At 47.3% G+C, this 17084-nt stretch carries 14 protein-coding genes; 12 read left to right on the forward strand and 2 right to left on the reverse strand.

Annotated features, from left to right (window positions below):
• Positions 1-980: 980 nt before the first annotated feature.
• Together L5L91_RS17830 and L5L91_RS17835 are read right to left on the reverse strand one after the other, a co-directional pair.
• On the reverse strand, positions 981-1886 hold the full coding sequence (locus L5L91_RS17830) for a helix-turn-helix transcriptional regulator (protein WP_006083558.1): 906 nt from the start codon (positions 1884-1886) through the stop codon (positions 981-983).
• A gap of 69 nt (positions 1887-1955) precedes the next feature.
• Positions 1956-2828, reverse strand: a complete 873-nt coding sequence (locus L5L91_RS17835; protein WP_263182718.1) for a formate dehydrogenase accessory sulfurtransferase FdhD — start codon at positions 2826-2828, stop codon at positions 1956-1958.
• Between the two features lie 337 nt (positions 2829-3165).
• On the opposite strand from L5L91_RS17835, the gene L5L91_RS17840 reads away from it, so the two are divergent.
• The 12 genes from L5L91_RS17840 to L5L91_RS17895 all read left to right on the forward strand — a co-directional run bounded on the left by L5L91_RS17840 (position 3166) and on the right by L5L91_RS17895 (position 16925).
• Positions 3166-3630: a DUF3305 domain-containing protein gene (locus tag L5L91_RS17840; protein WP_105250549.1), complete on the forward strand. Its 465-nt coding sequence runs from the start codon at positions 3166-3168 to the stop codon at positions 3628-3630.
• The gene (locus L5L91_RS17845; RefSeq protein WP_263182586.1) at positions 3630-4310 is read left to right on the forward strand and encodes a DUF3306 domain-containing protein; all 681 of its coding nucleotides are present in this window, start codon (positions 3630-3632) and stop codon (positions 4308-4310) included. Before L5L91_RS17840 ends, L5L91_RS17845 begins: the two co-directional genes overlap by 1 nt.
• Positions 4311-4499: 189 nt before the next feature.
• Complete coding sequence (locus tag L5L91_RS17850; protein ID WP_263182720.1) at positions 4500-6161, forward strand: 4Fe-4S binding protein; 1662 nt, start codon at positions 4500-4502, stop codon at positions 6159-6161.
• A gap of 10 nt (positions 6162-6171) precedes the next feature.
• Positions 6172-6849: a molecular chaperone gene (locus L5L91_RS17855; protein ID WP_263237325.1), complete on the forward strand. Its 678-nt coding sequence runs from the start codon at positions 6172-6174 to the stop codon at positions 6847-6849.
• Between the two features lie 177 nt (positions 6850-7026).
• Positions 7027-7218, forward strand: coding sequence for a twin-arginine translocation signal domain-containing protein (locus L5L91_RS17860; protein ID WP_113940320.1), 192 nt, complete (start codon positions 7027-7029; stop codon positions 7216-7218).
• Positions 7219-7242: 24 nt separating this feature from the next.
• Positions 7243-10095, forward strand: a complete 2853-nt coding sequence (locus tag L5L91_RS17865) for a formate dehydrogenase subunit alpha (protein WP_219235014.1) — start codon at positions 7243-7245, stop codon at positions 10093-10095.
• Positions 10096-10121: 26 nt separating this feature from the next.
• The gene (fdh3B, locus tag L5L91_RS17870) at positions 10122-10718 is read left to right on the forward strand and encodes a formate dehydrogenase FDH3 subunit beta (protein ID WP_006083566.1); all 597 of its coding nucleotides are present in this window, start codon (positions 10122-10124) and stop codon (positions 10716-10718) included.
• A gap of 49 nt (positions 10719-10767) precedes the next feature.
• On the forward strand, positions 10768-11796 hold the full coding sequence (locus L5L91_RS17875) for a formate dehydrogenase subunit gamma (protein WP_113940318.1): 1029 nt from the start codon (positions 10768-10770) through the stop codon (positions 11794-11796).
• Positions 11797-12192: 396 nt separating this feature from the next.
• Positions 12193-12393, forward strand: coding sequence for a twin-arginine translocation signal domain-containing protein (locus tag L5L91_RS17880; RefSeq protein WP_105250556.1), 201 nt, complete (start codon positions 12193-12195; stop codon positions 12391-12393).
• Between the two features lie 17 nt (positions 12394-12410).
• Positions 12411-15263 carry a molybdopterin-dependent oxidoreductase gene (locus tag L5L91_RS17885; RefSeq protein WP_263162299.1) on the forward strand — a complete coding sequence of 951 codons (2853 nt, stop codon included), beginning with the start codon at positions 12411-12413 and terminating at the stop codon, positions 15261-15263.
• A gap of 29 nt (positions 15264-15292) precedes the next feature.
• Positions 15293-15862 carry a formate dehydrogenase FDH3 subunit beta gene (fdh3B, locus tag L5L91_RS17890; protein ID WP_105250558.1) on the forward strand — a complete coding sequence of 190 codons (570 nt, stop codon included), beginning with the start codon at positions 15293-15295 and terminating at the stop codon, positions 15860-15862.
• A 79-nt stretch (positions 15863-15941) separates the two neighbouring features.
• On the forward strand, positions 15942-16925 hold the full coding sequence (locus L5L91_RS17895) for a formate dehydrogenase subunit gamma (RefSeq protein WP_263237396.1): 984 nt from the start codon (positions 15942-15944) through the stop codon (positions 16923-16925).
• Positions 16926-17084 lie beyond the last annotated feature (159 nt).

Below are 17084 nucleotides of genomic sequence, written 5' to 3' on the forward strand. Positions count from 1 at the left end.
CAATCTGAGCCATGATCAAACTCTTCAATTAAAGTTTTGTTGCTTCCGTCTTGCGACTTCAGCGGCTCAATGAATTCTGATTTTTTGTTTCTAACTAAAGAAACAAACTGTACATATTACTATGAACACTCATTGTTACATTGATTTAAATTTTTGACTGCCAACCCGAAGGTTAAGCAGTTTCGATTAACTCAACACCTGTGAGTGTCCACACAGATTTCTTGTTTTATCTTGTTAAAGAGCAACTCAGTATTCGTAAGAGAACTTGAGTACCACACTGAGCGTCGAACGCTTCCAGTTGGCTAGGGCTGCGTATTCTACGCATTTCCCGTTTCGCGTCAAGGAGTTTTTTACAACTTCTTGCTGCGCTTGAATTAAGTGCTTAAAAGCTACTCAATTCAACCTAACTCGTCAGCCTGCTTTCGCTGTCTGCCGTGTCAGTGGATGCGCATTATAGGCAGCAGAGAATTTTGTGCAACCCCTATTTTAAGGAAATTTGCAGTTAATTCTAATTATCTAATCTAGCCACAAGATACACACCACTTACCCCCAAAGTTATCCACAAAATAGCGCTTTATCTGTAATTTGGCCTAATTGATTGCCAGCGTACAGTATCAAGACAAAGGGATCATGAGCATGAATGCTATCAGATTTAAATGAGAATAACGGCTGCTCGAACCGGAATATCTCACCTCCACTTTTATATAGAGTCGTTAATGGGAGAATGACGGGGAACAACAGAAGAAGATGACACTCTGAGTGTATTTGGCGATAAAGATACTTTACCTATATATAGTAGTTGCCTCCCACCAACCCACCATAGAAAGTCGAAACGACGTAATCCGCAATAGAAAGAGGGTCTCTTTGATACTTATTCGTTAGTAGCTGACTACATTAGATATCAGCATGTAGTAGCAGTAATAAGTAGTTCAGAGACCATTCAACTCTATTCACCTTAATCCATTATCGAGTTGAGTGGATTAGCTCGCACTCCATAGCAGTTGTCCACAGTCTGTAAGATCATAGCCACCAAGTAGTGCCGCCATTTGCCTCGAGTGACCGCTCGCCAACATAGTAAAAAGTTGTTGAAGTTGACGACGGAAGTAAATACTTTGCGGCATAACGAAATCGAAAGACTCTTTAATCAGCGGCACGAAACTTAAACCACTTTCCAAAGCCACAGATTGACAACCAAAACCAATATCGGCATCCCCCCTAGCGATATAACCCGCCAACTCGCGTTCACTATAGGCAGTTAGCACGACATTAAGTTGATCTAAGCGAGCACCTTGCTTTAACAACCAATGCTCTAAGTGCTGTTGGCTACCTGCGCCCCCCTGACGACTCACCCAACGCCAAGGCAAGTTCACGACTTTATCTTCTTCTTGGCATCTGTGGTGCATATCGGCACGCATGATCAACCCTTGCTGACGGGAGTAACCATGCACCATGATCCATTGCTGATGATTGTTATAACCTTTAAGTAAAGCTGGGTGGCGAATATTTCTATCCTCCATGCTACCCCAGTGTAAGGTGCACACATCGGCATAACCTTTAGCAAGCAACTCTAACCCTAAGCGTGAACCTGTTGCGCTGTAGCTTATCAACTCACGGCTACCAACTTGCGCCATCAAACGCGCCACCAGCATAGATAATAGTGGATCGTCACTACCAGTGATCAATAAACGGTCGGTCAGCATGCCACTGTGGCAAGAATCCATTACCCAACGGTCGATTAACACTTTCGGAAATAGCCATTTACCGGTGATTTTAGTGGCGGGGAGAATTCTGTCATTAGCCATGGCGTAGACTTTTTTCTCATTAAGATCTAAATACTCAGCCACTTGCTTCGCGCTCATGTAGACCAATTCACTGGCAGACGTCATCTTGTTTCCTTGTCTTATTCTTCGTTACTGCATGTAAGTCTTAGCATTACTGTCTTAGCTAACTTGGGGCTAAGGAGCCGTATTGGCATCAAACTGCAGATTTTCACTACCGTGGTACACCAAAAAGTGACGACCTTTGGCGCGGGCAATAATAGTAATACCCAACTGCTGCGCTAGTGCTAAGCCCATCTGAGTCACGCCACTGCGTGATAGCAAAATAGGGATCCCCATTTTGGCGACTTTAATCACCATTTCCGAAGTTAAGCGGCCAGTGGTATAAAATATCTTATTATCGCCGCGATCCTGAGTCAGCCACATATCCCCAGCCAAAGTATCTACGGCATTATGACGGCCAACATCCTCGACGAAAGCCATAATTTTATCGTCTTCGCACAAGCCACAACCGTGCACAGCACCCGCATTTTTATAGGTTTCATTATATTCGTTGATATTTTTCAATAAGCTATAAAGGGTGCTTTGCTTAAGACTTGGCGTTGGTAAATTGATGCCGTCTAAATCTTGCATAAAACTGCCATAAACCGTGCCTTGACCACAGCCTGATGTCACCGTTTTTTCGGAGAGTTTCTCATCCAGATCGGCGGTTTGTTCACGGGTAACCACGGCTGCAGAACTCACATCCCAATCGACGATAACAGAGTCCAGTAAGCTCACATCCGAAATAAAGCCTTGGTTCTTAAGATAACCTAACGCCAGTGACTCAGGTTTCGCCCCTAGGGTCATAAGTGTCACTATTGGTCGCCAGTTCAAATACACGGTAAGCGGACGTTCGCAGGCGACAAATTTATCCATCACTTCCCCGGCTTCATTCACTGCTTTTACAGCAATGGTTAGCGGTACTTCCACTTGAGTTCTCACAAAAGAACACTGATGCTGAGTTTTTTGAGAAGGATTGGCTGCCGCTATTTCGCTATCTGTGCTCATGTTGTTATCAGGAATAGTGATATTTTCAGAGATCATAATGTTACCGCTTAACGAGTCATGGCCAGAGCATAGCAATATTTATACCTAGACATAAAAATTGGGGTTAAATGCGTGATCTGCCGCAATGCTGATTTTTCATTAGCCCTTTTATGTCCCAAACAAAATCCTGTACTGGACAAAATGTCCAATTTATAGGGTGTTTTTGATGATCTAGCTCAAACTAATCCACTATGTTTACTGGCACCAATATTGCAGTGACCTTTTATCGCAATTTGTTGGTAAAACCGAACCGTTCACTCTACGGTTTGTCCATCAACACGGCTGAGACGGAGAGACAATGCAACATACAACTAGTGTTTGGCCTATGTACGTTTCACTCAAGAAAGTAGAGAAGCAAGTTGGCCGCTGGACCTCAGTACAATGGGAAATTGATCACCTACTTCCCGCCACCCATCAAGCCCCAGACGATGCAACCTTAGTGCTACTCGAACTGCACAAAGACGAACGCGCCAGCTATCGCCTCAATCTCGATTTAGATAACGCCATGCTGTATTTAGTATGTGATGAAACGGCCGATGGCACTTGGATACCTGCGGCATTATCGGCGGATCAGAATGTCGCGGCGGGTTGCCTTGAGGGCAATACCCCTGTCCTCAACTTATTGATGCCAAAAGCTATTGCTTGTTGGATTGAAGCTTTTATCACCCAATATGGTGAAGTCGAAATTGCCGCTCATCGCCGTAAACATGTCGATGGCCGTAATAATCAAGGCCCAAGTCACGATCCATTGCGGAGGGACTAATGGCTGAATCCATACAAAAAACAGGCGGGCTACTGAGTCGCTGGAACCAACGGCGCGAACAAGTTGCAGCAGAGGAAGCGCGGGAGGCTGACGGGGAAATCACACCTCAGGAGGCCATCGTAGCCGAGCCTACTATGGCAGTTGAGCAGCTTCAGCCCACAGAGTCAGCCTTTGAACCTAATACTGCAGAGCATGACGATCCTAATCGCATCCTCACTGCAGCGGATTTACCCAATCCCGACGAAATTGAAGTAGGCGGCAGCTTTGCGAGTTTTATGGGCGCCAATGTTGACCCTGCGGCTAAATCAGCAGCGCTACGTGCACTGTGGAAACAACCGCATTTCAACGAGATAGATGGGCTTTTGGAATATGCACTCGATTACAGTAATCAACCGAAACTCAGTGCAGAAGTCTCAGCTGAATTGATGCAAAAAGTCTTCCGTTACATAGCCGAAGACAGCGAGACCTCGGATGAAGAATCAGCTGTTTTAGCCAAACAAACTGAAGAAAGCAATCCATCCACGAGTCTTGATGTAAGCGAAACAACAACTCATGAGACTAATGAAGTCGAAGTCGAATGGGCAGCTGAGCCGATAACGGACAATTTGGATGGGGAGACTGATGACCTACCCCAAAATGCACCAGAGCCCTTAGCTCAGGTACATACCCGAGTTGTTTAACGTCAGTTTAGCTAATTTTAATGTCCGTAACTTTGGTATGTGAATTGCTGTACTAAGATATAAAAAAGCTTAGATAAAAGCAGAAAAGGCAATGACTTACTTATTACCAGCCGCCTAAATCTGCCCAGATACAGTAAAACAAGAAACAGCCAAAGTACTGTTCAGGAACGCAATGTGAGCACTTATTTGATGACCAATCAAACCCAAGAAGCGTTAAAACAAGCGCGACAACAGGTATTAACGCAAACTCAGATGTTGCAGAATCTGATCCCGCCAACTGTCAGCTATACCACCGAAGGCAATGTTCTTATTATTGGCCCAGAAGATCTGGCTCGCCTCGCCGCGGACAAATTGTCCACTATGGCCCATAGAGTGATTTTAGCCAATGAAGCCATTACCAGCCAAGATGAAGCGCACCTAGAACGTGTCATGGCAGCGGCAACTGATGTCGAAAGCTATTACAACAAACTCATTGGCGTAAAAGGCTTTTTAGGCCAATTCCAAGTCAGTGTTGAACATCAAGATGGTGCTGCCGAACTCAGTTTAGTGTCAATCCGTAAACCCCATTTCGATATCGTGCTCGATTTGAGCAGCGCAGCTTGTTTGAACTTAGAAATGCTGCCACCCGGCTATTTTTACGTAGGCCAAGACGCAGAAAAACTCGAAGATGCCCTCGCGCAAATTCCCGATCTCATCGGCCAATTTGATAAGCCGCGCTACGTCAAAATTAACTCAGATATCTGTGCCCACGACCGCAATGGCATCAATGGTTGTAATCGTTGCCTCAACTTCTGCCCAGCAGATGCGATCAGTAGTGTCGCAAAGAAAATTGAAATCGATCCATATCTTTGCCACGGCGCAGGCAGTTGTACCAGCGCTTGCCCAACGGGTGCCATCAGTTACGATTTACCTACGCCGCAAGCTTTGCATTCATACCTGAACAAAATCGTTAGTCGGTTCCGCGAGCAAGCCCAAACCGCACCAGTGATCTTGTTCCACGATAATGCTGTCGGCGCCAACTTTATTAGCGACGATTTAGCAGGCGACATCATCCCCGTTGCCCTCGAAGAAATTACCGTTTCTAGCGTCGATCATTGGTTGTCAGTACTCGCTTGGGGCGCGCGCCAAGTGCTGATCCTCAACACAGACGCAACAGCGCCAACCCTAACGCAAATGCTTAAAGGCGAACTGTCGTTAGCCAATAGCATTTTAGATGAAATGGGCCAGCCACAACGCATTAGCCTCATCGACCCGAGCATGCTTGCCGATTTACATTCGATACTCGATATCAGCTTAGATTGGCCCGTGATCGTGCCCGCCGCATTTGTGTCGACCACTAAACGCAATACGCTATTTGAAGCGATCGACCACCTCAATAGCCAAGCGGGTGAAATCGATACTTGCCTTAGCCTCAGCAATATTCCCTTTGGCAAAGTCAGTGTGAATGTAGAAAAGTGCACTATGTGTATGTCCTGCGTGGCAATTTGCCCAACCGTGGCATTACAAGATGGCGGCGACAAACCTGCACTACACTTCATCGAGCAAAACTGCGTGCAATGCGGCTTATGTGAGGCAGCGTGTCCTGAAAAAGTGATAAGCCTTACCCCGCAAATTAACTTTAATAAAGCTGCCCGTCAGCAACAACACACCCTGAAAGAAGAAGCCCCCTTCGAATGTATTCGCTGCGGCTCTCCTTTTGCGACCCAATCTATGGTGCATCGGATGCTGGATATGGTCGGCGCGCACAGCGCATTTTCTGCCAATATTGAACGCTTGAAAATGTGTGGCGACTGCCGGGTAAAAGACATGTTTGAAGACATTCTTCAAGATCCTGAAAAGCAACTGCGATAAGAGATCCGCTATGACCGAATCAGTAAGACAAGTTTCAGAAAACGATCAGTTGAGAGCCGATATCTATCAACTGTTAGCCGCCCTATTGCGCCGTCAGCCAAGCACTGAACTGCTACACTTTTTGGCCAATCTTGAAATTGATGCCAATGAAGACAACGAGATGACTAAAGCTTGGTTATCACTCCAACTCGCCGCACAGCAGTTCAACAGCGCACAACTAGAAGACGAGTATTTTGCCCTGTTCCTCGGTGTAGGTTGCGGTGAGATCCTGCCCTACGGCAGCTGGTTTATGACGGGTTCATTGATGGATAAACCACTGGCATTGCTACGCCAAGACTTAATGCAACTGGGGTTTGAACGCGAAGACAACGTCAAGGAACCCGAAGATCACGTTGCAGCCCTGTGTGAAGTGATGGGAACCCTGATTTTAGAAGCGCCAAGTTATCGCCAATTGGCTTTTTACCAACGCCATATCGGCAGCTGGATTGGCCGTTTTTGCGACAATTTAGCCAAAGCGCCAAGTGCGGCGTTTTACGCCACGGTTGCACAGCTAGCAAAAGCTTTTTTTGCAATGGAAGCCAGTGCTTTTGAGCAATTAAGCTTAGATATTCCAGTCAATTGCCCAGGCAGCGCAGACTTACAGCCAGCCACCAGCGATTTAGCAAAACCAGTAGAGTTAATGAACTAAGACTAAACTGAGTGATAGCGCGGCATGTGCGTGCTAAATGTAAATGTTAGAGATGAGTTCAAACTGCGAAGGTGAGATTAATGTTCACCTTAGCAACAATAACGGAAGCTTAGGCTTCCACAATAACCGAGGTGGTAGCCGTTTGTACCACCTTATCCAGTAACACAAGGAGACACTATGAAGAAGCCAGCTTCCGACATGGGCCGTCGTCAATTGCTTAAAGCATTGGCACTCGGCAGTGCGGCAGGCGCAGTGGTCACTGTGAGTAGTCAAGCGTTAGCTTCGACAAAAACGGCAGCAACCACAGAGCCTAAAAGTGAGAACTACCGCGAAACCGACCATATTCGTAGCTATTATGCGTCGCTTTAAAACTAAAATAGAGGAGAGTGTGTGATGCGATTAACCCGCAAAACAGACCAGGTTGTCGAAGCTAAAGCGCCAGCACTGGGTCTCAATCGTCGTCAATTCTTAAAATCGGCAAGTCTTGCCACAGGAGGGATCGCTGCGGCGTCCATGCTGGGCACAGGCATGATGCGTAAAGCACAGGCCCAAGAAGATATTGGCCATAATGTTCCCACCGAAGTCAAACGTACCATCTGTTCTCACTGTGCCGTAGGTTGTGGTGTGTATGCAGAAGTACAAAATGGTGTATGGACGGGTCAAGAACCCGCATTCGATCACCCGTTCAACGCTGGCGGTCACTGCGCGAAAGGTGCTGCACTGCGTGAACATGGTCACGGCGAAAAACGCCTGAAATACCCCATGAAGTTAGAAGGCGGAAAATGGAAAAAGATCTCTTGGGATCAAGCGATTAATGAAGTCGGCGATAAAATGGCTTCAATTCGTCAAGAGTCAGGCCCAGATTCGGTCTACTTTATGGGTAGCGCTAAGTTCTCTAACGAACAAGCTTATTTATATCGCAAATTCGCGGCACTGTGGGGCACGAACAACGTCGACCATTCTGCACGTATTTGTCACTCAACCACGGTAGCCGGTGTTGCTAACACTTGGGGCTACGGTGCGCAAACCAACTCAATCAACGATATTCGCAACTCTAAGTGCATCATGTTTATTGGGGCAAACCCCAGTGAAGCGCATCCTGTTGCCATGCAGCATATTTTGATTGGTAAAGAACGCGGTGCCAAAATCATCGTTGTTGATCCACGTTTCACCCGTACTGCAGCGAAATCTGACGAGTACGTGCATATCCGTCCTGGCACAGACATCCCCTTCATTTATGGCCTGTTATGGCACATATTTGAAAACGGCTGGGAAGATAAAGAGTTTATCAAACACCGTGTCTATGGCATGGATCGTATCCGCGAAGAAGTGAAAAAATACCCCCCAGAAGAAGTTGAACTGGTTGCGGGTGTACCAAAAGCGCAGATGTACCGCGTCGCCAAAATGATGGCTGAAACCAAACCCGGCACCATTATTTGGTGTATGGGTGGTACTCAGCATCACGTGGGTAACTCGAACACCCGTTCATACTGCATGTTACAACTCGCTTTAGGCAACATGGGTGTACCTGGCGGCGGCACTAACATTTTCCGCGGCCATGATAACGTGCAAGGCGCAACCGACTTTGGTTTGTTATTTGATAACTTACCGGGTTACTACGGTTTAACGACTGGCGCTTGGGCCCATTGGAATAATGTGTGGGATCTCGACCCTAATTGGGTAGCGAGCCGTTTCGATCAAGGCGAATATCTAGGACAAAAACCGCAAACCTCTGCGGGTATTCCTTGTTCGCGCTGGCACGATGGCGTGTTAGAAGATAAAACCAAGATAGCGCAAAAAGACAATATTCGTCTGGCGTTCTTCTGGGGACAATCGGTCAACACTGAAACCCGTGGCCGTGAAGTGCGTGAAGCTTTAAATAAAATGGATACCGTCGTCGTTGTCGATCCATTCCCAACCATGGCGGGTGTTATGCACCAACGTCAAGATGGGGTTTATTTACTTCCTGCGGCAACCCAGTTTGAAACCTACGGTTCAATCTCTGCGACTAACCGCTCAGTACAATGGCGTTCTAAGGTCATAGAGCCCCTGTTCGAATCCCTGCCTGATCATGTGATCATGTACAAACTCGCCAAAAAAGTGGGTATAGATAAAGAGCTATTCAAGCATATTAAAGTCAATGGTGAAGAGCCTTTGATTGAAGATATCACCCGCGAATTTAACACAGGTATGTGGACTATCGGTTATACCGGACAAAGCCCAGAGCGTTTAAAAATGCACCAAGAAAACTGGGGTACTTTTGATGCTGATAGCCTAGAAGCCCCCGGCGGTCCTGCCAAAGGCGAAACCTACGGCTTACCTTGGCCTTGTTGGGGGACACCAGAGATGAAACATCCTGGTACCCAGATTCTGTATAACGAAGCCAAACATGTGAAAGACGGTGGCGGTAACTTCCGTGCTCGCTATGGTGTGGAACATGAAGGCAATAATATTCTTGCCGAAGGTACTTACTCTAAAGGCAGTGAGATCCAAGATGGCTATCCTGAATTTACCGCCGATATGCTTAAGCAATTAGGTTGGTGGGATGACCTGACCGAAAACGAGAAAAAACACGCCGAAGGCAAAAACTGGAAAACTGACATTTCCGGCGGTATCCAACGTGTTGCTATCAAGCACGGCTGTATCCCTTACGGTAACGCTAAAGCTCGTTGTATTGTATGGACATTCCCAGACGATATTCCACGCCACCGCGAACCACTTTACACGCCTCGTCGTGACTTAGTCGCTAAATACCCCACCTACGAAGATCGTATGGTTGCACGTTTACCAACACTGTATAAGTCAATTCAAGACAAAGATTTTGCTAAAGACTTTCCATTGGCACTCACATCAGGCCGCCTAGTGGAATATGAAGGTGGTGGTGAAGAATCCCGTTCTAACCCTTGGTTAGCTGAACTACAACAAGAAATGTTCATCGAAATGAACCCTGCTGATGCAGCGGATCGCGGTATTCGCGACGGTGACAATGTTTTTGTTCATGGTCCAGAAGGCGCCAAAATCACGGTTAAGGCTATGGTGACACCGCGCGTTATTGCCGGTGAATGTTTTATGCCATACCACTTTGCTGGGGTGTTTGAAGGCGAAAGCCTAGCGAAAAACTATCCAGAAGGCACAGTGCCTTACGTGATAGGCGAATCTGCAAACACCATTTTAACTTATGGCTACGACGTTGTGACTCAGATGCAAGAAACTAAGTCCAGCCTATGCCAAATCAGCAAAGCCTAACCTACTTGATGAGGAGATAAGCCATTATGGCAGTCATGAAATTTCTGTGTGACACCAAGCGCTGCATCGAGTGTAACGGTTGCGTCACTGCATGTAAGAACGAAAACGACTCCGCTCTCGAGTGGGGAATTCAACGTCGCCGCGTGGTGACGATCAACGATGGTCTACCTGGCGAAGCCTCAATCTCAGTGGCATGTATGCACTGTACTGACGCTCCCTGCATGGCCGTATGTCCGGCAGATTGTTTCTACCGTACCGAAGACGGCATAGTGCTGCACAACAAAGATACTTGTATCGGTTGTGGTTATTGCTTCTATGCTTGTCCATTTGGTGCACCGCAATTCCCGAAAAAGACTGCCTTTGGTAGTCGTGGCAAGATGGACAAGTGTACTTTCTGTGCCGGTGGCCCAGAAGAAACCTTCTCCGAAGCTGAGCGTAAAAAATACGGTGCTAACCGTATTGCTGAGGGCAAGTTACCTATGTGTGCTGAGCTTTGTTCTACTAAAGCGCTGCTCGCAGGTGATGCGGAAGTGGTGTCAAACATTTACCGTCAACGTATGGCCTCTCGAGGCAATCCTAACGTGATTTGGGGTTACAACCCCAAGACAGGTGAGATTAACTAAGCAGAGCGAGGGTTAGGGAGAAATCCCTAACCTCTGGCAAGGAGTGAAAATGTTAAACAAACAGTTAAACAAATCACTGCGCAGTCTGTTTGCTCTGTTGGTGCTCGTCATGGGATTGGGATTAGGTTCAGTCATGAGCTCAAACCCAGTACACGCAAGTGATCAGCAATCGAGTCAACAACAGGCGAAAGCGCAAACCAGCGATGCCGATCTTTGGCGAGCGGTAAAAGCAGGCGATGCCGGCTATACCACTGCGAAAGGGATAGATACTGGGGTGTTGATTAACGTTGCCGGTAACCAAGGTAAAGAACTGAGAAATGAATACTTAACCCCCGTAATGGCGCTAGCCGTGGTAGGTGTGTTTGGTGCTTTCTTATTGTTTTATCTGGTGAATGGTCCATCAAAACTGAGTCATGGCTTTTCAGGCAAGATGGTTTCGCGCTGGTCCAAGGCGGATCTGTGGATCCATTGGATCATGGCGAGCAGCTGTCTGGCACTGATGTTTACCGGTCTAACCATAATGTTAGGTAAGCATGTCATACAGCCAATGTTAGGCCCCGACCTTTGGGCGCCATTGATCTATGGCAGCAAAACAATCCACGATTGGGCAGGTCCCATTTTTATCGCGGCTTGGGCTGTATGTGTGGTGAAATGGATGCCGTTACAAACCTTCAAGATGTATGATTTGAAATGGTTTTTAGTGGTAGGTGGTTATATCAACTTTGGCCCGTTCAAAGGTAAGCACCCTGACAGTGGTTTCGCTAACGCCGGTGAAAAAATGTGGTTCTGGACCCTGATGTTGTTTGGTTTATTCATCAGCGTATCTGGCATCATGTTGGTATTGCCAGGCTTGGATTTACCCCGCGAAGCCTCTATGGGCGCGCTGCTGATCCACTCTATCAGCGCCATTATCTTGATTGCCTTTACTATAGTGCATATTTGGATGGCGACCGTACTGAGCGAAGGCGGTATGGAGTGTATGAAGTCAGGCTATTGTGATGAAAACTGGGCAATCCAGCACCATAATCTCTGGTATGACGAAATCAAAGCCAACGGCAGCTTAAAGTATAAAGACTAAGTTAAACCGCAGCTTTTACATCCTCAAAACACCCCGCATCGCGGGGTGTTTTTTATTCGCACTGATACCCATCGCATTAATTCAAAAGCACAAAAAATTAACAACTGAAACAGCGAGATACAAAAATCCGCCAACGCCATCCTCCCCAGTAGTTCACTAAACTATGAGCGAGTTAACGCTTTAAGAGAACGGCCGCAGATTTCAGGGCTGCAAACTGTCCTAGATCAATTCCTACTCAACCCTTTCCTACTATATTGCCGTCACGCGCGATGATTGATGGTAAACAAGATGATTTCATTATCTTTTCCGCCGCTAATCTTCACTTTTTGATAACAAGATGAACCCCACAAAAAGCCGTGCGATCTCAAAAACTAAACCCTAATTTCAGGAGTCAGCATGAAGCAGCAACCCAGCGATTTATCTCGCCGATCTTTGCTCAAAGCGCTCACCGTCGGCAGCGTAGCGGGTGCCGCCATTGCCGCAACCGGCATGAGCGTGGCACAGGTCAGCGAGAGCAGCAAGGTAACCACTAAAGAGTCAAAGGGTTACCACGAAACTGCGCATATCAGCAGCTATTACGATAGCTTGCGCAGCTAATCTAGGAGAAGTCAGCGATGAAGTTAACTCGCAAGTCCAATGTTGCCACAGTGGCAGACAAACCGGCGTTAGGCATCAGCCGTCGTCAATTTATGAAGCACGCAGGTATCGCTACTGGTGGTATTGCCGCAGCATCTCTGATGGGCACAGGCATGATGCGTCGTGTCGAAGCCAAAGAAGTGCCGCATGATGCGCCAATCGAAATCAAACGTACTATTTGTAGTGCCTGCGCCGTCGGTTGTGGCCTGTATGCCGAAGTACAAAATGGTGTGTGGACGGGCCAAGAACCCGCATTCGACCATCCATTCAACGCTGGTGGTCACTGCGCGAAAGGTGCTGCACTGCGTGAGCATGGTCATGGTGAAAAACGCCTGAAATATCCAATGAAATTGGTTGATGGCAAGTGGAAAAAAATCTCTTGGGAAGATGCTATTAACGAAGTGGGCGACCAAATGCTCAACATTCGTAAAGAATCTGGCCCAGACTCAGTGTACTTCATGGGTAGCGCTAAGTTTTCTAACGAAGGTTGTTACATGTACCGCAAATTGGCGGCTATGTGGGGCACAAACAACGTCGACCATTCAGCTCGTATTTGTCACTCTACCACTGTAGCCGGTGTTGCTAACACTTGGGGCTACGGTGCGCAAACAAACTCTTTCAACGATATCCAGAATGCTCATGCCATCTTCCTGATCGGGGCAAACCCAGCAGAAGCGCATCCCGTTTCGATGCAACATATTCTGATCGCTAAAGAAAGAAACAACGCCAAAATCATCGTCGTTGACCCACGTTTCTCTCGCACTGCAGCGCATTCAGACTTGCATTGTGCAATTCGCCCAGGCACTGATATTCCGTTTATTTACGGTATGTTATGGCACATTTTTGAAAATGGTTGGGAAGATAAAACCTTTATCAAGCACCGCGTTTTCGAGATGGAAAGTATCCGTGCTGAAGTGAAGAAGTTCCCACCTAAAGAAGTCGAAAACATCACTGGCGTGAGCGAAGCCGAGGTTTATCAAGCGGCTAAATTAATGGCTGATAACCGTCCTGGCACTGTGATTTGGTGTATGGGTGGAACTCAACACCACGTGGGTAATGCCAACACTCGCGCTTATTGTATTCTGCAATTAGCACTGGGCAACATGGGCGTTTCAGGTGGCGGCACTAACATTTTCCGTGGCCACGATAACGTACAAGGCGCAACTGACTTAGGTTTGTTATTTGATAACTTACCCGGTTACTACGGTTTGACCTCTGCAGCATGGAGTCACTGGACCCATGTTTGGGATCTGGACATGGAATGGGTGAAAGGTCGTTTCGATCAAACAGCCTACCTTGGCAAAGATCCAATGACGACACCGGGTATCCCTTGTTCTCGTTGGCACGATGGTGTGTTAGAAGATAAGAGCAAGTTAGCGCAGAAAGATAATATCCGTATGGCGTTTTTCTGGGGACAATCGGTCAACACTGAAACCCGTCAGCGTGAAGTGCGTGATGCCTTAGACAAGATGGACACAGTCGTCGTTGTCGACCCATTCCCAACGATGGCAGGTGTTATGCACCGTCGTAAGAATGGCGTATATCTGCTGCCTGCGGCAACTCAGTTTGAGACTCACGGTTCAGTATCTAACTCAGGCCGTTCTATCCAGTGGCGTGAGCAAGTCATCGAGCCACTGTTCGAGTCTAAAACCGACATCGAAATCATGTACCGTTTAGCCCAAAAACTGGGTATTGCCGAGCAGTACACTAAACGCATCGCGATTGAAAATGGTTTACCTGTGATTGAAGAAATCACCCGTGAAATCAACCGCGGTATGTGGACTATCGGTATGACAGGTCAAAGCCCTGAGCGTATCAAGTTACACACCCAAAACTGGGGCACTTTCAGCAACAAGACGTTGGAAGCCGCAGGCGGCCCAGCTAAAGGCGAAACCTACGGTTTACCTTGGCCATGTTGGGGCACGCCAGAGGCTAAACACCCTGGCACTCAGATCCTCTATAACCAAGCCAAACACGTTAAAGACGGCGGTGGTAACTTCCGTGCCCGTTACGGTGTTGAATATAAGGGTCAAAGCATTTTAGCCGATGGCACTTATTCTAAAGGCGCTGAAATTCAAGACGGTTACCCAGAATTTACTGCCGATATGCTCAAACAATTGGGTTGGTGGGATGATCTGACGGCGGAAGAAAAAGCGGAAGCCGAAGGTAAAAACTGGAAAACAGATTTGTCAGGCGGCATAGTGCGCGTGGCAATCAAGCACGGTTGTATCCCCTTTGGTAATGCTAAAGCTCGTTGTATTGTATGGACTTTCCCTGACCAAGTCCCTGTACACCGTGAACCGTTATACACAGCACGTCGTGACTTAGTGGCAAAATACCCAACCTATGACGACATGCAAGTACACCGTCTCCCTACGCTGTATAAGTCTATCCAAGACAAAGACATGAGCGGCAAGTACCCGTTGGTACTGACATCGGGTCGTCTGGTTGAATACGAAGGTGGTGGTGAAGAATCTCGCTCCAACCCTTGGCTGGCTGAACTTCAACAGGAAATGTTCGTTGAGATAAGCCCTGCCGACGCTGCCGATCGCGGCATTCGTAACGGTGAAGACGTCTGGTTAGAAGGCGCCGAAGGTGGCCGTATTAAGGTGCAAGCCATGGTTACCCCAAGGGTAAAACCCGGCGTTACCTTTATGCCATACCACTTTGCGGGTGTGATGCACGGAGAAAGTTTAGCGCCTAATTATCCAGAGGGAACAGTGCCTTACGTTATTGGTGAATCTTGTAACACTGCGCTGACCTATGGTTATGACCCTGTGACACAAATGCAGGAAACCAAGGCATCACTCTGTCAGATTGTTAAAGCGTAAGTGCAGCTTAAGCTAGGAGAATTGCCATTATGGCTACAATGAAATTTTTGTGTGATACCAAGCGCTGCATCGAATGTAACGGTTGTGTCACTGCCTGTAAAAACGAAAACGACTCCGCTCTCGAGTGGGGGATCCAACGCCGCCGCGTAGTGACAATCAACGATGGTCAACGTGGTGAAGCCTCAATCTCTGTCGCCTGTATGCATTGCTCAGATGCACCTTGTATGGCGGTTTGCCCAGCAAACTGCTTCTACAGAACCGACGACGGCATAGTGCTACACGACAAAGATGCCTGTATTGGTTGCGGTTACTGCCTGTACGCCTGTCCATTTGGCGCACCTCAGTTCCCGAAAAAAGGTGCCTTTGGTAGCCGCGGTAAGATGGATAAATGTACCTTCTGTGCCGGTGGCCCAGAAGAAAACCACTCAGATGCAGAACGCCAAAAATACGGTTCAAACCGTATTGCCGAAGGCAAACTGCCTATGTGTGCAGAACTGTGCGCGACTAAAGCCCTGTTAGCGGGGGATGCCGAAGTGGTTTCAAGCATCTTCCGTGAGCGTGTGGCTTATCGTGGTGCTAAAAACGCGGCTTGGAATTAATTCAGGTCAACAGGATCTGTCCACAGACTTAGCTTAGCGCCTATCTAGGTGGGCGCGACTAAGTGAGAGAGGATGTATGATGAACAAATGGTTCAAACACATAGGTTTCGCCATAGCACTGTTATTTAGTGCTGTGTGTATAGCCAATGGTGGTGATGAACTGGCGAATCAAGTTCAACAGTCTGATGCCCAAATTTGGGCGCAACTGAAGGATGGTGCCACGGGATACACTACCTCCCAAAGTGAGTTTCATGCTCAGCCGATCAATACCTACGATTTACGGGTATTAGCGCTGCGTAGCGACTGGTTAGCGCCCGCCTTAATGGCAGCACTATTCGGTATGATCATTATCTTTGTCCTATTTATCAAGGTGAATGGCATCTCCAAGCTGCACCATGGTTTTTCAGGCAAGTTAGTGCATCGCTGGTCTAAGTTTGATGTTTCAATCCACTGGTTAGGCGCGATTCCATGCTTACTGTTGATTTTAACAGGCTTAACCTTGCTGGCGGGTCGCTTCTTCTTCCAACCTTGGTTGGGTGAAGGCATCTGGGAAGCAATCGTCTATGGCGCGAAGCAAATCCATGACGTGATGGCGATTCCCTTCATGATAGGTTGGGCATTGATGACCACCCTATGGGCGAAAAACCAGCTGCCAAAAATGTACGACGTAAAGTGGTTCATGGTAGTAGGCGGTTACATTAACTTTGGTCCGTTCAAAGGTAAGCACCCAGATGCAGGTTTTGCTAACGCGGGTGAGAAAATGTGGTTCTGGGCATTTGCCCTGTTTGGATTAATCATTTCAGCCTCGGGCATGTTATTACTCTTCCCTAACCTGTTCGAGCCAAGCCGTACATTAAGCTTGATCGCCCTGGTACTGCATTCAGTGAGCGCTATCGTGATCTGTGCTTTCTCTATCGTACACATCTTCATGGCAACTGTGATGTCAGAAGGTGGTATGGAATGTATGGTGTCAGGCTACTGTGATGAAAACTGGGCAAGCCAACATCACAACCTATGGTTTGATGAAATCAAAGCCAACGGCACGCTTAAATATAAAGAATAAGACTGAAATCTAGTTGTAGGTATTCAAAAAATACTTAGCCACTAGCAAACGTAGAGCCCCCGTCAATCACTACTGGCGGGGGCTTTTATTTCAGCATGAGTCATCGGCTTTAAGTATATGTCTGAATTACATTTTGAATCATTTGTAGCATTTGAGTAC

The sequence above is a fragment of the Shewanella sp. SM55 genome (assembly GCF_025654025.1).
Taxonomy (GTDB): Bacteria; Pseudomonadota; Gammaproteobacteria; order Enterobacterales; family Shewanellaceae; genus Shewanella; species Shewanella oncorhynchi.

Excerpts from the sequence above, each read along its gene's own strand:
- L5L91_RS17830 (WP_006083558.1), bottom strand. The coding sequence starts at position 1,886 with ATGACGTCTGCCAGTGAATTGGTCTACATGAGCGCGAAGCAAGTGGCT.
- L5L91_RS17835 (WP_263182718.1), bottom strand. The coding sequence starts at position 2,828 with ATGAGCACAGATAGCGAAATAGCGGCAGCCAATCCTTCTCAAAAAACT.
- L5L91_RS17840 (WP_105250549.1), top strand. The coding sequence starts at position 3,166 with ATGCAACATACAACTAGTGTTTGGCCTATGTACGTTTCACTCAAGAAA.
- L5L91_RS17845 (WP_263182586.1), top strand. The coding sequence starts at position 3,630 with ATGGCTGAATCCATACAAAAAACAGGCGGGCTACTGAGTCGCTGGAAC.
- L5L91_RS17850 (WP_263182720.1), top strand. The coding sequence starts at position 4,500 with ATGACCAATCAAACCCAAGAAGCGTTAAAACAAGCGCGACAACAGGTA.
- L5L91_RS17855 (WP_263237325.1), top strand. The coding sequence starts at position 6,172 with ATGACCGAATCAGTAAGACAAGTTTCAGAAAACGATCAGTTGAGAGCC.
- L5L91_RS17860 (WP_113940320.1), top strand. The coding sequence starts at position 7,027 with ATGAAGAAGCCAGCTTCCGACATGGGCCGTCGTCAATTGCTTAAAGCA.
- L5L91_RS17865 (WP_219235014.1), top strand. The coding sequence starts at position 7,243 with ATGCGATTAACCCGCAAAACAGACCAGGTTGTCGAAGCTAAAGCGCCA.
- fdh3B (WP_006083566.1), top strand. The coding sequence starts at position 10,122 with ATGGCAGTCATGAAATTTCTGTGTGACACCAAGCGCTGCATCGAGTGT.
- L5L91_RS17875 (WP_113940318.1), top strand. The coding sequence starts at position 10,768 with ATGTTAAACAAACAGTTAAACAAATCACTGCGCAGTCTGTTTGCTCTG.
- L5L91_RS17880 (WP_105250556.1), top strand. The coding sequence starts at position 12,193 with ATGAAGCAGCAACCCAGCGATTTATCTCGCCGATCTTTGCTCAAAGCG.
- L5L91_RS17885 (WP_263162299.1), top strand. The coding sequence starts at position 12,411 with ATGAAGTTAACTCGCAAGTCCAATGTTGCCACAGTGGCAGACAAACCG.
- fdh3B (WP_105250558.1), top strand. The coding sequence starts at position 15,293 with ATGGCTACAATGAAATTTTTGTGTGATACCAAGCGCTGCATCGAATGT.
- L5L91_RS17895 (WP_263237396.1), top strand. The coding sequence starts at position 15,942 with ATGAACAAATGGTTCAAACACATAGGTTTCGCCATAGCACTGTTATTT.